This is a genomic window from Stenotrophomonas sp. STEN018 (genome assembly GCF_056760235.1).
On sequence record NZ_JBRREK010000026.1, the window covers coordinates 33,418 to 46,595 of the forward strand.

Genomic DNA, 13,178 nt, shown 5'->3' on the forward strand with positions numbered 1-13,178 from the left:
GCAATTTGTACAGACTTCTTTGCGTGCTGGGCCGCCGTCGGCGACAATGTCGGGCCCGCCCGCCCTGTCAGTCGGCCAGTTCTGGCCCTGCGGACTGCGTGCGGTCGTTCCTATTCCCACGGTGACGCATGAATTTCCACGAGTACCAGTCAAAACAACTGCTTGCCGAATACGGCATTCCGGTCCCGGCCGGCAAGGTCGCTGCGACCCCGGACGAGGCTGTAGCTGCTGCCCAGTCGCTGGGCCAGGGCCCCTGGATGGTCAAGGCACAGATCCACGCTGGCGGCCGCGGCAAGGCTGGCGGCGTCAAGTTCTGCAAGACCACCGACGACGTCAAGGCCGCTGCGGCCAAGATGCTCGGTACCAAGATGGCCACCTACCAGACCGCAGGCGTCGAGCTGCCGGTCAACCTGGTGCTGGTGACCACCGCCGGTGAGATCGTCAAGGAGCTGTACCTGTCGGTGCTGGTTGACCGTGGCACCAAGACCATCACCTACATCGCTTCTTCGGAAGGCGGCGTGGAGATCGAGCAGGTTGCTGCTGAAACCCCGGAGCTGATCCATTCGCTCAACGTCGACTTCGTTGAAGGCGTGCAGGGTTACCACGGCCGTGATTTCGGCTTCAAGCTGGGCCTGACCGCCAAGCAGGCTGGCCAGTTCGCCAACATCATGGTGAACCTGTACCGCCTGTTCAACGAAAAGGACCTGGCGCTGGTTGAAATCAACCCGCTGGCCATCCTGGACGACGGCAACCTGTACGCGCTGGACGGCAAGTTCGACAGCGACGACAACGCCGCGTTCCGTCAGAAGGCTCTGGTTGCCATGCGCGACAAGACCCAGGAAGACCCGACCGAAGTGATCGCTTCGGAGCTGGACATCAACTACGTCACCATGGACGGCAACATCGGCTGCATGGTCAACGGCGCAGGCTTGGCCATGGCCACCATGGACGTCATCAAGCTCAACGGCGGCGAGCCGGCGAACTTCCTGGACGTGGGCGGCGGTGCCAACAAGCAGCGCGTCATTGAAGCCTTCAAGCTGATCCTGTCCTCGGACAAGGTCGAAGGCATCTTCGTCAACATCTTCGGCGGCATCGTCCGCTGCGACATGATTGCCGAAGGCATCATCGCCGCTGTGAAGGAAGTGGGCGTCAAGGTTCCGGTCGTGGTGCGCCTGGAAGGCACCAACGTGGAAGAAGGCAAGCAGCTGCTGCGTGACAGCGGCATGGCCATCATCCCGGCTGACAACATCAACGATGGCGCCAAGAAGATCGTTGAAGCTGTCAAGAACGCCGCCTGATCCGACACCGAAGGAAATCCAATGTCTGTTTTGATTAACAAGAACACCAAGGTGATCGTGCAGGGCTTTACCGGCCAGCAGGGCACCTTCCACGCCACTCAGATGGTTGAGTACGGCACCAAGGTTGTTGGCGGCGTGACCCCGGGCAAGGGCGGCACCACCCATATCGATCTGCCGGTGTTCAACACCGTGGCCGAGGCCGTTGAGAGCACCCATGCTGACGCATCGGTCATCTACGTGCCGCCGCCGTACGCGGCCGACGCGATCCTGGAAGCCGCTGCTGCCGGCATCAAGGTCATCGTCTGCATCACCGAAGGCATCCCGGTGCTGGACATGCTGCGCGTCAAGAACGTGCTGACCCGTGCCCATCCGGACACCGTGCTGGTCGGCCCGAACTGCCCCGGCGTGATCACCCCGGGCGAGTGCAAGATCGGCATCATGCCGGGCCACATCCACATGCCGGGCAAGATCGGCATCGTGTCGCGTTCGGGCACCCTGACCTATGAAGCGGTCAAGCAGACCACGGAAGTGGGCCTGGGCCAGTCGACCTGCATCGGTATCGGTGGCGATCCGATCAACGGCCTGAACTTCGTTGACTGCCTGAAGCTGTTCAACGAAGACCCGCAGACCGAAGGCATCATCATGGTTGGCGAAATCGGCGGCGACGCTGAGGAAGCCGGCGCTGAGTACATCAAGCAGTTCGTGAAGAAGCCGGTTGTCGGCTTCATCGCCGGCGCCTCGGCTCCGGCCGGCAAGCGCATGGGCCACGCTGGTGCGATCGCATCGGGCGGCAAGGGCACGGCTGAGGGCAAGTTCGCGGCGATGGAAGCTGCTGGCGTTGTCACCGTCCGTTCGCCGGGCGACCTGGGCGCTGCGATTGCGAAGCTGGTCAAGTAAGACCGCGCTTCAGTGATTTGAGAGAGGCCACCTTCGGGTGGCCTTTCTTGTTTTTGGGGTTGGTCGAAAGCAGGCAAGAGCAAAAGCAAGGGCTTGCCCTCACCCCTACCCCTCTCCCGCAGGCGGGAGAGGGGACAGCCAAAGCCAAAGCCACAGCCACAGCCACAGCCGAAGCCGAAGCCGAAGCCGAAGCCGAAGCCGAACTTCGGCCCTGGTTCGGGTTTTGAATCATTGCTTTGGCCTTGGTTCTGGTTCTGGTTTTGGCTTTGGCTGTGGCTTTGGCTGTGGCTGTGGCTGTAGCTGTAGCTGTAGCTGTAGCTGTGGCTTTGGTTCTGGCAGTTGCAATTGCTTTCCCCTCTCCCGCCTGCGGGAGAGGGGTAGGGGTGAGGGCAAGCTCCTGCCTTTGCCTGAGCTTTCAGCCACCTCCCTCGCATCGCCAAAAAAGCGGGAGTCTCTCTCCTCAAAGACCCGTTTCCTCCGATTCCAACCGGCGCTCCGTGGCGCAATCGTCTCCCAACCAAGGAGACACCATGCGCAAAGGCAGCAAAACCAATAGCGCCCGTGCCCTGCGCCGGCGCATGACCGATGCCGAGCGGCGCATCTGGTACTTCCTCAGGGGGCGCCACCTGGTCGGCTTCAAGTTTCGCCGACAACACCCCATCGGCCCTTATGTCGTCGATTTCGTCTGTCTGGCGCACAAGCTGGTCATCGAGCTGGACGGCAGCCAACACGCCACCGACCCCAATGACCGCCGCCGCGACGCCTTCCTGCACCGCAACGGCTACCGCGTGCTGCGCTTCTGGAATAATGAAGCCCTGAGCCACACCGCCGCAGTCTGCGAAAGCATCCTGCGCGCGACGTTGGTAACACCAAGCCCCCGCAGGGTGCGGGGCCAAGCAGAAGGTTGTTGATATGTCCGAATCGCTACGCATCGCCCTCGCCCAGTTCGATTTCCCGGTCGGGGACGTGGATGGCAACGCCAGCCGCATCATCGAGCTGATGCATGAGGCGCGTGACGAATACGGTGCCGATGTGGTGCTGTTTCCGGAACTTGCCATCAGCGGCTATCCGCCGGAAGACCTGCTGATGCGCCCAGGCTTCCTGCGCAGCTGCGAGCGGGCGTTGGCGCGGGTCGCGGCGGAAGTGCAGGGCATCGTTGCCGTGGTTGGCTGGCCGCAGAGCGCCGGTGCGGTGGTCTACAACGCCGCCAGCGTGCTGCGCGATGGCGCCATCGCCACCACCTACCGAAAGCGCGAGCTGCCGAATTACGCCGTGTTCGACGAGCGACGCTACTTCGACGTGGATCCGGATGGTGGCAACTGCGTGTTCGAAGTCAATGGCGTGAAGCTGGGCTTGGTGATCTGCGAAGACCTGTGGTTCCCCGAGCCGCTGGCTGCCACCGTCAAGGCCGGTGCTGAGTTGGTGTTGGTGCCCAACGCCTCGCCATACGAACGTGGCAAGCATGCCCAGCGCGATGCGCTGCTGGCCGAGCGCAGCCGCGAGACCGGCGTGGCCATTGCCTACGTCAACACCGTCGGCGGCCAGGATGCGGTGGTGTTTGACGGTGCTTCTGTCGTCGCCGATGGCGATGGCACCGTGCATCCGGCCGCTGTGGCTTTCACCGAAGAAATGCTGGTGGTCGAATACAACGTCGCCGCGCGCAGCTTCATGCCGCTGCGCTGGATTGACGATGGAGATGAGAGCATGGACGCCTTGGCCTGGCGCGCGGTCACCCGTGGCATCCAGGACTATTGCGGCAAGAACGGCTTCAGCAAGGTGTGGCTGGGCCTGTCCGGCGGTATCGATTCGGCACTGGTGCTGGCACTGGCGGTGGATGCACTGGGTGCCGACAACGTCACCGCAGTCAGCCTGCCGTCGCGCTACACCGCTGACCTGTCCAATGATCTGGCGGTGGAGCAGTGTCGCGCGCTGGGCGTGAAGTTGGAGACGGTGCCGATCGAGCCGGCCTTCCAGGGTTTGATGCAGTCGCTGTCGGCGATGTTTGAAGGTCAGGCGGCGGATGTCACCGAAGAGAACCTGCAGTCGCGCAGCCGCGGCGTGATCCTGATGGCCTTGGCCAACAAGTTCGGCGGCCTGCTGCTGACTACCGGCAACAAGAGCGAGTACGCGGTTGGTTACGCCACCATCTATGGCGATATGTGCGGTGGCTACGCGCCGTTGAAGGATCTGTACAAGACGGAAGTCTACGGTCTGTCCAAGTGGCGCAATACGGTGGGTGGCGCGCCAGTGATTCCGCCTGCGGTCATTGCCCGTGCGCCCTCGGCCGAGCTGCGTGACAACCAGACCGATCAGGACTCGTTGCCGGCCTACGATGTTTTGGATGGCATCCTGTATCGCTATATCGATCAGGAGCAGTCGCGCGAGGACATCGTCGGTGCCGGTTATGCACCTGAGGTGGTGGACCGGGTGCTGAGGTTGGTACGGATCAGCGAGTGGAAGCGCCATCAGGCCGCGCCGGGCCCCAAGGTGTCGCGCCGCGCATTCGGCCGCGAGCGCCGCTATCCCATCACCAACGGTTATCGCGGCTGAGCGTTTCTCACCGATAGGATGTGCGCAGAAGGGGCCGTAAGGCCCTTTCTGCTTGTACGACGAGCGGCGAAACGGTTGATCGGCTAAGGCTTTACCCCGCCCGGGCGCAGTTGGAGCACGCCGGCCTGATAGCGGTTCATGAACTGCATTGCTCAATCCAACGAGCTTTCGACAAATTCTCTACATATTGCGAGCGCAAGATGGGGCCACAAGAAAACACCGGTTCATCTCTCTCTCCTTGCCACTGCTTCGTCGGTGGCATTTTTATTTGGAAGACGAGGGCGGCGATGGTGAGGCGGCCGTTTTTTGTGCGGGAGCTTTAGAGCTGCCCTCACCCCAACCCCTCTCCCGTAAACGGGAGAGGGGCTCGCATTGCCTGCGCTCGTAGTGCACTAGCCCCTCTCCCGTTTACGGGAGAGGGGTTGGGGTGAGGGTAGCTTCTAGCAAGCAAGCCCATCCGAAGCCAAAGCCAAAGCCAGGGGGACCAGCCCCCCAAACCCCAGAAACAAGAAAGGGGCCCAAAGGCCCCTTCCTGATCACCACCAGTAAACCGGCGCTTACTTGCCGCGATTCATCGTGGCGTTGCTCTGGCCGGTGGCCACCGAGCGCTCACCCGCAAACGGGTTCAGCTTGCGGATCATCCACGGGTACTTCGGCCAGTTGCCGGCCAGCCACGGATGCTCCGGCTGGTTCAGCTCAAGCACGCGGCGGGCGTCGTCGGCCAGGGTCTTGTTGCCCAGATTGGTGTAAGCCTCGCCGAGCAGCGCGACTGCGTCGTACTGGAAGGCGCTCTGCGGGTAGGTCTCCAGCAGGTAGTTGGCGCGGCCGACCACCGACACCCAGGCGCCACGGCGGGCGTAGTACAGGGCGTCATCCAGCTCGTGCTGGGCGAAAACGTCGCGCAGCTCGACCATACGCTGGCGCGCATCGGCGGCATAACGGCTGTTCGGGTAGCGCTCGGTGACGATATTGAAATCGGCATAGGCCTGGCGCGGGGTCGACAGGTCGCGGCGGCTCGGGTCCAGCGACCATACGCGGCGCAGGAAAACCGTATCGCGGTTGCCGTTGGCAAGACCGCGCAGGTAGTACAGATACGCGATGTTGCGGTGGGTCGGGTAGGTGCGGATGAAGCGGTCGATGCTCGACACCGCGTCATCGTTCTTGCCGGCCTTGTACTGGGCGTAGGCGCTTTCGATCATCGCCTGCTCGGTGTACGGGCCATACGGATACTGCGCAATCAGCCGTTTGAAGCTGGTTTCGGCGCCGGACCAATTGCCGCCCTCCATCAGCTTGTGGCTCTTTTCGAACAGTTGTTCGACCGGCGCGCCTTCGTCGGCGTCCTTCTTGGCGCCGCGATGGCAACCAGTGGCGACGAAGACCAAAACCAGCAACAGGGCGGTGAGGCGGACGGGCGCGGACAGCAGCGAAGAGCGTCGGATCATGGGTTCAGGGCAGGACGCGGCAGGAATACGAAGGGGCGATGATAGCCTAGTGGCCTGTCCTGCGACTGACTGTTGTCGTCAGGACCCCATAATTTCGTCTACAGCCGGTTTTTACCCATGTCCGAGAACACCGCTTCCAGCCCGCGCCACGCGCAGGTTCCCGATTCCGCCGCCGGCCGTCGCTTCGACGCGGTCTTGGCCGAATTGTTCCCCGAATTCTCCCGTTCGCGCCTGACCGAGTGGATCAAAACCGGCGCAGTTCTGCTCGATGGCGAGCCCGTCCGCCCGCGCGACCCGGTCCGCGGCGGCGAAATCGCCACCCTGAATGCAGTGCTCGAAGTCGAAGTCCACGCCCTGCCGGAGGACATCCCCTTGTCGGTCCTGTACGAGGACGAGCACGTGTTCGTTATCGACAAGCCGGCTGGCCTGGTGGTCCACCCCGGCGCCGGCAACCCGACCGGCACCCTGCTCAACGCGCTGCTGTTCCGTGACCCGCAGATCGCCAAGGTGCCGCGCGCAGGCGTGGTCCACCGTCTGGACAAGGACACCAGCGGCGTGATGGTGGTGGCCCGTACCGTGCAGGCGCAGACCGCGCTGGTGGAGCAGCTGTCCGCGCGTGAAGTGCATCGCCAGTACCTGGCCGTGGTGGTTGGCGCGCTGGTCTCCGGCGGCACCGCTGACGCCCCGATCGACCGCCACGCGCGCGACCGCCTGAAGATGGGTGTGCGCGAGGACGGCAAGGAGGCGGTGACTCATTACCGTCTGCGCGAGCGCTTCCGCGCCCATACCGCGCTGGAATGCCGCCTGGAAACCGGTCGTACCCACCAGATCCGCGTGCACATGGCGCATCTCAAGCACGCCATCGTTGGTGATCCGCTGTACGGCGGCTCGCTGAAGCTGCCCAAGGGCGCGACCGATGAGCTGGTCGCCGCGCTGCGCGGGTTCAAGCGCCAGGCGCTGCACGCTGAAACCCTTGAATTCACGCATCCGATCACCGGCGAGAGCATCAGCAACACCGCACCGGTACCGGCCGACCTGCAGGCGCTGATGAAGGCGCTGCGTGAGGACTCCAAGGCCTTCGCCGACCGCGAGCGAGGCCGCTGGTAATGGTGGAAGCGAGTCCGCTGTGGCTGGCTGACTGGCCCGCGCCCCCGGGGGTGCGGGCCTTCACCACGATGCGCCATGGCGCCGGCGGCTCGCAGCCCCCGTTCGACAGTTTCAACCTGGGTAACCGGACCGCCGCCGATGGCGACGATCCGGCCCAGGTGCAGCGCAACCGCGACGAACTGCAGCAGCTGGCGAAGCTGCCATCGGCTGCGCACTGGCTGCGCCAAGTCCATAGCAGCGTGGCCCTGCGTTTCGACGCGCCAGCGCAGGCACAAGGGCTGGACGCCGAGCCGACCGCTGATGCCTCGGTGACCTCGGTGCCGGGCGTAGTGCTGGCCATCCTCACCGCTGACTGCCTGCCGGTGGTGTTCGCCGCCCGCGACGGTAGCGAAGTGGCGGCCGCCCATGCCGGCTGGGGCGGTTTGGCGCGCGGCATGCTGGAAAACACCCTGGCAGCCATGCACACGCCCGCTGAGGCGCTGGTAGCGTGGATAGGCCCTGCGGCCGGTCCTGCCCTGTACGAGGTCGGCGTGGACGTGCGCGAGGCCTTCCTGGCGCATTCCAGCGCCGCTGAGCGCCACTTCGTAGCTACCCGGCCCGATCATTGGAAGGTGGACCTGCCTGGGTTGGCACGGCAGCGGCTGGTGGCCGCAGGCATGCAGCCGGCGGCGATCCATGGTGGCGATCTGTGCACCATGGCCGATCCGCAGCGCTGGTTCTCGCACCGCCGCGACCGTCGCAGCGGCCGTATCGCCACCCTGGTGTGGATGGAACCATGAGCTCACCGCTGTTTGCGCAGGTGCTGGGACCTGCGTTCGAACAGCTGGCCCCGCAGGTACGTGCGCTGCACTCGATTCCCGCGCGCCAGCGCTGGAGCGGGCAAGGCGAGGTGCTGCGCGGCGGCCATTGGCTGGTAGCGCCCTGCGCCTGGTTGGCGCGGCTGCCGCCGACCTCATGCGTGCCGGTGACGGTGGAGTTCGCGGTTGATGCCAGCGGGGAGCGTTGGAACCGGCAATTTGGCGCCGCGCGCATGGCCTCGCGGCTATGGCAACGCGATGGGCGGCTGTTTGAGCAACTGGGCGCGGTGCGCTTCCGCTTTGGACTGCGCGAGGAAGCCGGCCAGATACTGTGGCGGGCCGAGCGAGCCTGGGCGTTCGGCGTGTTGCCACTGCCGACGCGCTGGTTTGCGCAGGTGCAGTGCCGCGAGCGCGAGCACGCTGGCCGCTATGAATTTCTGGTGGATGTATCGATGCCGCTGATCGGGCGTCTGATCCGTTACGAAGGCTGGTTGTTGCCGGAGCCTGCGCATGGCTGAGCCGGCGGTGATCGTGTTTGATGGTGTCTGCGCGCTGTGCAGCCGCTGGGTGCGTTTTCTGCTGCGGTTTGATCGGGAGGGGCGTTACCGGTTCGCGGCGATGCAGGGCGTGCAGGGCCGCGCGCTGTTGGCTGCGCATGGGTTGGACCCGGATGACCCCTTGTCGTTCCTGCTGGTGGCCGAAGGTGTGGCCTATACCGACACTGACGCGATCCTGCGGGTGGTGACCGGATTGGGCGGGGTTTGGCGCTTGGCTGGGCTTGCGCGGGTGCTGCCTGCTTCGGTGCGGGACCCAGCGTACCGCTGGTTGGCACGGAACCGGTATCGCTGGTTTGGCCGGCATGAGAGTTGTTTTCTGCCGACGCCGGAGCAGCGCGGGCGGTTTTTGGATTGAGTGGGTTTGGTTCTGCTTGCCAGGAGCTTGCCCTCACCCCAACCCCTCTCCCGCGCGCGGGAGAGGGGCTAGTGCACTACGAGTGCAAGCAATGCGAGCCCCTCTCCCGTTTACGGGAGAGGGGTTGGGGTGAGGGCAAGCTCTTGCCTTTGCTCCAGCCCTAAACCCTCTCCAACGCCAACAGATAATCCCGCCGCCACCGGTGGATATCATGCGTCCGCAGATGCTCCATCATCGCCCGCCAGCGCTCGATCCGTTCTGCCCGCGGCATGTTCGCCGCCGTCGCAATCGCATCGGCCACGCCATCCAGATCATGCGGATTGACCAGCAGCGCCTGCTTCAATTCATCCGCAGCACCAGCCAACAACGACAACACCAACATGCCCGGGTTTTCAGGATCCTGCGCAGCGATGTACTCCTTGGCGACCAGATTCATGCCGTCCCGCAACGGCGTAACCAAACCCACCGCCGCCTGCCGGTAAAACCCGGTCAGCGTGCTGTGCGCGTAGTTCTGGTTGACGTAACGCAGCGGCGTCCAATCGGCCTCGGCATGGCCACCGTTGATATGTCCGGCCAGCCGCTCCAGATCACTGCGCAGCTTGCGGTACTCGTTGACGCTGCCGCGCGATACCGGCGCGATCTGCAGGAAGGTCATATCGCCTTTCTGCTGCGGATAACGTTGCAGATAGCGTTCGAAACCATGGAAGCGTTCTGGCAGGCCCTTGGAGTAATCCAGCCGGTCCACGCCGATCGCCAGCTTGCGGTGCTGCAGGCTTTGCCGCAGGTCGCGCACCGGTTTGTTGCTGGCCGCGCTACGCGCCTGTCGTGCGATGTGCTCGGTATCAATTCCGATCGGGAATGCCGAGGTGCGCACGCGGCGGCCGTCTGGGGCCTTGATCCACTCGTTGTCGATCAGCGTGCCGCCGCCGAACAAGCGCACATAGGATTGAAATCGATCCACATCACGGCGGGTCTGGAAACCGAGCAGATCGTACGAATACAGCGCTGAGAACAGAGAGCGGTGATCGGGCAGTGCCTGGATGAGGTCGGCCGACGGCACCGGCACATGCAGGAAGAAACCAATCCTGCAACCGACACCACGCTCGCGCAGCAACACGGCCAGCGGAATCAGATGGTAGTCGTGGATCCAGACCGTATCGTCATCGCGTAGCAACGGTGCCAGCGTATCGGCGAACAGCCTGTTTACCTTCCAATAGCCTTCGCGCTTGCGCCGGTCGTAATCGACCAGGTCAAGGCGAAAATGCAGCAGCGGCCACAAAGCACGGTTGGAAAAACCGTTGTAGTAGTTGTCCAGATCGGTCTTGGATAGATCCATCGTCAGGTAGCGGATAGGCCCGTCCTGCGCTTCGTGCAGGGCGCCGCTATCGACACTGACGCTGCGCCCGCTCCAGCCGAACCATAGCCCGCCACGTTCGCTCAGCGCCGCAAGCAGGCCGGTTGCCAGCCCGCCGGCGCGGTTTTCGCCCGGGAGTGCTACCCGGTTGGAGACGACAACCAGTCGGCTCACGACGCTTCCTGCCAGCTGCGCGACAAGCGCATCGCGGCGATCACCAAACCCACATGCGAGTAGGTCTGCGGGAAGTTGCCCCAGGCCTTGCCATCGAAGCTGAGGTCTTCGGACAACAGGCCCAGATGATTGCGTTGCTGCAGCAGGATCTCGAACATCGCGCGTGCTTCGTCCATGCGCCCGATCGAGGCCAGCGCGTCGATGTACCAGAACGTGCAGATGGTGAAGCTGGTCTCCGGTGTGCCGAAGTCATCCGGGGCGGTGTAACGGTACAAGGCGTTGCCATGCTTCAGGTCACGGCCGATGGCCTCGACCGTGGCGATGAAGCGTGCATCGCCAGCATCGATGAAGCCGATGTCGGCCAGCAGCAGCAAGGATGCATCAAGTCGGTGGCCACCGAAGGTATCGGTGAAGTGGCCAAGCTGTTCGCTCCAGGATTCATGCATGACCCGCGTGTGGATCTGGTCGGCACGCTCGCGCCAGTAGATGGTGCGGCCATCGAGTTTCAAGCGGGTTGCGATCTTGGACAGGCGATCACAGGCAGCCCAGCACATCGCGCTGGTATAGGTATGCACTTCGGTGCGGCCACGGAATTCCCACAACCCCGCATCCGGTACGTCATGCAGGGCGAAGGCCTGCTCGCCAAGAGGCTCCAAGCGCGCGAAGGTGTGCGCATCGCCGGGGTCCTGCAGGCGTTGATCGAAGAACAGCTGGGTGGACGCCAGTACCACGCTGCCGTAGACATCGTGCTGGCGTTGCACCCAGGCCAGATTGCCGCGGCGTACCGGGCCCATGCCGCCGTAGCCGGACAGCGAGGCGACTTCTTCCTCATCGAGCTTGGCCTCGAAGCCGATGCCGTACAGCGGCTGCAGGCTACCGTCGGTGCTGGCAAGGTTGAAGATATAGCCCAGGAACTGCTCCATGGTGCGGGTGGCGCCGAGCCGGTTGAGAGCACGCACCACGAAGGCGGCATCACGCAACCAGCAATAGCGGTAGTCCCAGTTACGGCTGCTGCCCGGTGCCTCGGGGATGGAGGTGGTCATCGCCGCGATGATGGCGCCGCTGTCTTCGTACTGGCACAGCTTCAAGGTGATGGCGCTGCGGATCACCGCGTCCTGCCACTCCAGCGGCACTGACAGATAGCGCACCCATTCGCGCCAATAGCTGCGGGTACGCTGCATGGCTTCCTGCACGTAGCCGCTGAGCGAGCGATTGAGTGATTCGTCCACGCCCAGTACCAGATGCACGCGGTGATTGAGCACGAAGGGCAGGGCATCGCGGACGAAACGCACCGGCACGTCGGTGGTCAGGCGCAGCACCAGATCCGGCAACAGCCAGCGGATGTGATTGCTGCCCCAGGTGGTTTCCGGCTGGCGCGCGCCCCAGTCGGCCAGCGGCCGTGCGCGCACGATGATGCGCGGGTTGCCGGATAGCGGGGTGACCTGACGGATCAGGCTGACGGGCCGGTAGAAGCGGTCGTTCTGGCGCCAACGCGGAGCGAAATCGATGATTTCCACCGCGCCGCCATGGGTGTCGCGCAGTACCGTGCGCAGGATGGCGGTGTTGGTCAGGTAGGACTGCTCGCTGTCGAGGAAGTCCTCCAGCTCGATGCCGAAGTCACCGCCGGGGTGCTGGTTGGGGCCGAGCAGGGCGCAGAAGGCCGGGTCACCATCGAAGCTGGGCAGACAGCTCCAGACCACGCGTGCCTGCTTGTCTATCAGTGCGCCAAAACTGCCATTGCCAACTACGCCAAGGTCGAGGGTGGCGTCTTGCATTGCGTTCTCCTTGTTGCGCGGACGCCGCTGGCGCCGCCGTTTCCTCCGGGTGGGTCAGGTAATGGCTGCGCGCAGCCAAGCGTGTACGGCAGTGATGTCAGGCAGCGCTGTGATGGCCAGGCTGTTGCTGCGCTGGCCAACCAGTACGCCGATGCCGCCGAGTTTTTGCGCGGCGTCGAAGCCGTATTCGTCGGTGAGATCATCGCCGATGAACAGCGGGCGGCGGCCTTGGAAGGGTGGATGCTGCATCAGCTGCAGCAGGGCGCGGCCTTTGTCGTGGCCGCTGCCGACGAACTCGATAACATGGTCGCCGGGTTGCAGGCGCACGCCGGGTAGTTGCGGCAGCTGGGTGTTGGCGAATGCGATGATCGCAGCGCCTGCACCTAGCGCTTTGCGCCAATGCAGGGCCAATGCCTGGCCTTTGTTTTCGATCAACACGCCGGGATGTGCATGCGCCAGGCGCATCGCGCGCTGGTGCAGTGTATGCAGCCACGCCGCCGTGTCTGTTTGCTCGGGTTCCGTATCGGCGGAGGTGAGCAGTTGCGCGCCATGCAGCCCGGCCATGGGCAGGCGCAGCGGTGCGAACATGGTTTGCAGTTGGCCGACAGGGCGGCCACTGAGCAGCGCCAGCGCGCCGCCGAGACCTTGCTGCACGCTGGCCAGCAGCGCGAGCAGGGACGGATCGGGCGCTACCTTGTCCGGATGGTCAGCAAAGGCGAGCAGGGTGCCATCTACGTCGAGAAACAGTGCGTCGTCATCTGCCAGCGCCGGAGGGGGCGGTCGCTGTAGGTCATCAAGCATGCGGCCACTATGCCGCAGCGGTTGTTACAGGAAGGTCATTTGGAGCTGAGAGCTTGCTGTACGTGCTTTCA

12 protein-coding genes are annotated in these 13,178 nt (G+C 64.0%); 8 read left to right on the forward strand and 4 right to left on the reverse strand.

The window, feature by feature from the left end; translation table 11 throughout:
• The first annotated feature begins 128 nt into the window (after positions 1–128).
• From sucC to ACVOMB_RS11645, 4 genes are all read left to right on the forward strand, one after another.
• Positions 129–1,298 (forward strand): ADP-forming succinate--CoA ligase subunit beta, encoded by a 1,170-nt coding sequence (gene sucC, locus ACVOMB_RS11630; RefSeq protein ID WP_346499776.1) that lies wholly within the window; start codon positions 129–131, stop codon positions 1,296–1,298.
• Between the two features lie 21 nt (positions 1,299–1,319).
• Positions 1,320–2,195, forward strand: coding sequence for a succinate--CoA ligase subunit alpha (sucD, locus tag ACVOMB_RS11635; RefSeq protein ID WP_481531321.1), 876 nt, complete (start codon positions 1,320–1,322; stop codon positions 2,193–2,195).
• 530 nt (positions 2,196–2,725) lie between these two features.
• The gene (locus tag ACVOMB_RS11640; protein ID WP_481531322.1) at positions 2,726–3,106 is read left to right on the forward strand and encodes an endonuclease domain-containing protein; all 381 of its coding nucleotides are present in this window, start codon (positions 2,726–2,728) and stop codon (positions 3,104–3,106) included.
• A 1-nt stretch (position 3,107) separates the two neighbouring features.
• Complete coding sequence (locus ACVOMB_RS11645; protein WP_481531323.1) at positions 3,108–4,745, forward strand: NAD+ synthase; 1,638 nt, start codon at positions 3,108–3,110, stop codon at positions 4,743–4,745.
• A gap of 557 nt (positions 4,746–5,302) precedes the next feature.
• On the opposite strand, the gene ACVOMB_RS11650 is transcribed toward ACVOMB_RS11645, so the two are convergent.
• A complete protein-coding gene (locus ACVOMB_RS11650) occupies positions 5,303–6,187 on the reverse strand; it encodes an outer membrane protein assembly factor BamD (protein WP_481509417.1) in 885 nt (294 codons plus the stop codon).
• Between the two features lie 117 nt (positions 6,188–6,304).
• On the opposite strand from ACVOMB_RS11650, the gene rluD reads away from it, so the two are divergent.
• The 4 genes from rluD to ACVOMB_RS11670 are packed head-to-tail and all read left to right on the forward strand — an operon-like array spanning position 6,305 to position 9,003.
• Positions 6,305–7,294 carry a 23S rRNA pseudouridine(1911/1915/1917) synthase RluD gene (gene rluD, locus ACVOMB_RS11655; RefSeq protein WP_481531324.1) on the forward strand — a complete coding sequence of 330 codons (990 nt, stop codon included), beginning with the start codon at positions 6,305–6,307 and terminating at the stop codon, positions 7,292–7,294.
• On the forward strand, positions 7,294–8,073 hold the full coding sequence (pgeF, locus tag ACVOMB_RS11660) for a peptidoglycan editing factor PgeF (protein ID WP_481531325.1): 780 nt from the start codon (positions 7,294–7,296) through the stop codon (positions 8,071–8,073). Before rluD ends, pgeF begins: the two co-directional genes overlap by 1 nt.
• Positions 8,070–8,609 (forward strand): DUF4166 domain-containing protein, encoded by a 540-nt coding sequence (locus tag ACVOMB_RS11665; RefSeq protein WP_481531326.1) that lies wholly within the window; start codon positions 8,070–8,072, stop codon positions 8,607–8,609. Before pgeF ends, ACVOMB_RS11665 begins: the two co-directional genes overlap by 4 nt.
• Positions 8,602–9,003: a thiol-disulfide oxidoreductase DCC family protein gene (locus ACVOMB_RS11670; protein WP_481531327.1), complete on the forward strand. Its 402-nt coding sequence runs from the start codon at positions 8,602–8,604 to the stop codon at positions 9,001–9,003. Before ACVOMB_RS11665 ends, ACVOMB_RS11670 begins: the two co-directional genes overlap by 8 nt.
• Positions 9,004–9,163: 160 nt before the next feature.
• Here the strand turns inward: ACVOMB_RS11670 and otsA are convergent, their stop codons facing one another.
• From otsA to otsB, 3 genes are read right to left on the reverse strand one after another with little or no spacing between them, the layout of a single operon-like run.
• Positions 9,164–10,531, reverse strand: coding sequence for an alpha,alpha-trehalose-phosphate synthase (UDP-forming) (gene otsA / locus ACVOMB_RS11675; protein WP_481531328.1), 1,368 nt, complete (start codon positions 10,529–10,531; stop codon positions 9,164–9,166).
• Entirely contained in the window at positions 10,528–12,306 is a 1,779-nt protein-coding gene (locus tag ACVOMB_RS11680; RefSeq protein WP_481531329.1) for a glycoside hydrolase family 15 protein, read from the reverse strand. The genes otsA and ACVOMB_RS11680 overlap by 4 nt, the downstream gene beginning before the upstream one ends.
• Positions 12,307–12,360: 54 nt before the next feature.
• Positions 12,361–13,107 carry a trehalose-phosphatase gene (gene otsB / locus ACVOMB_RS11685; protein ID WP_481531330.1) on the reverse strand — a complete coding sequence of 249 codons (747 nt, stop codon included), beginning with the start codon at positions 13,105–13,107 and terminating at the stop codon, positions 12,361–12,363.
• Positions 13,108–13,178: the final 71 nt, after the last annotated feature.

Excerpts from the sequence above, each read along its gene's own strand:
- sucC (WP_346499776.1), top strand. The coding sequence starts at position 129 with ATGAATTTCCACGAGTACCAGTCAAAACAACTGCTTGCCGAATACGGC.
- sucD (WP_481531321.1), top strand. The coding sequence starts at position 1,320 with ATGTCTGTTTTGATTAACAAGAACACCAAGGTGATCGTGCAGGGCTTT.
- ACVOMB_RS11640 (WP_481531322.1), top strand. The coding sequence starts at position 2,726 with ATGCGCAAAGGCAGCAAAACCAATAGCGCCCGTGCCCTGCGCCGGCGC.
- ACVOMB_RS11645 (WP_481531323.1), top strand. The coding sequence starts at position 3,108 with ATGTCCGAATCGCTACGCATCGCCCTCGCCCAGTTCGATTTCCCGGTC.
- ACVOMB_RS11650 (WP_481509417.1), bottom strand. The coding sequence starts at position 6,187 with ATGATCCGACGCTCTTCGCTGCTGTCCGCGCCCGTCCGCCTCACCGCC.
- rluD (WP_481531324.1), top strand. The coding sequence starts at position 6,305 with ATGTCCGAGAACACCGCTTCCAGCCCGCGCCACGCGCAGGTTCCCGAT.
- pgeF (WP_481531325.1), top strand. The coding sequence starts at position 7,294 with ATGGTGGAAGCGAGTCCGCTGTGGCTGGCTGACTGGCCCGCGCCCCCG.
- ACVOMB_RS11665 (WP_481531326.1), top strand. The coding sequence starts at position 8,070 with ATGAGCTCACCGCTGTTTGCGCAGGTGCTGGGACCTGCGTTCGAACAG.
- ACVOMB_RS11670 (WP_481531327.1), top strand. The coding sequence starts at position 8,602 with ATGGCTGAGCCGGCGGTGATCGTGTTTGATGGTGTCTGCGCGCTGTGC.
- ACVOMB_RS11680 (WP_481531329.1), bottom strand. The coding sequence starts at position 12,306 with ATGCAAGACGCCACCCTCGACCTTGGCGTAGTTGGCAATGGCAGTTTT.
- otsB (WP_481531330.1), bottom strand. The coding sequence starts at position 13,107 with ATGCTTGATGACCTACAGCGACCGCCCCCTCCGGCGCTGGCAGATGAC.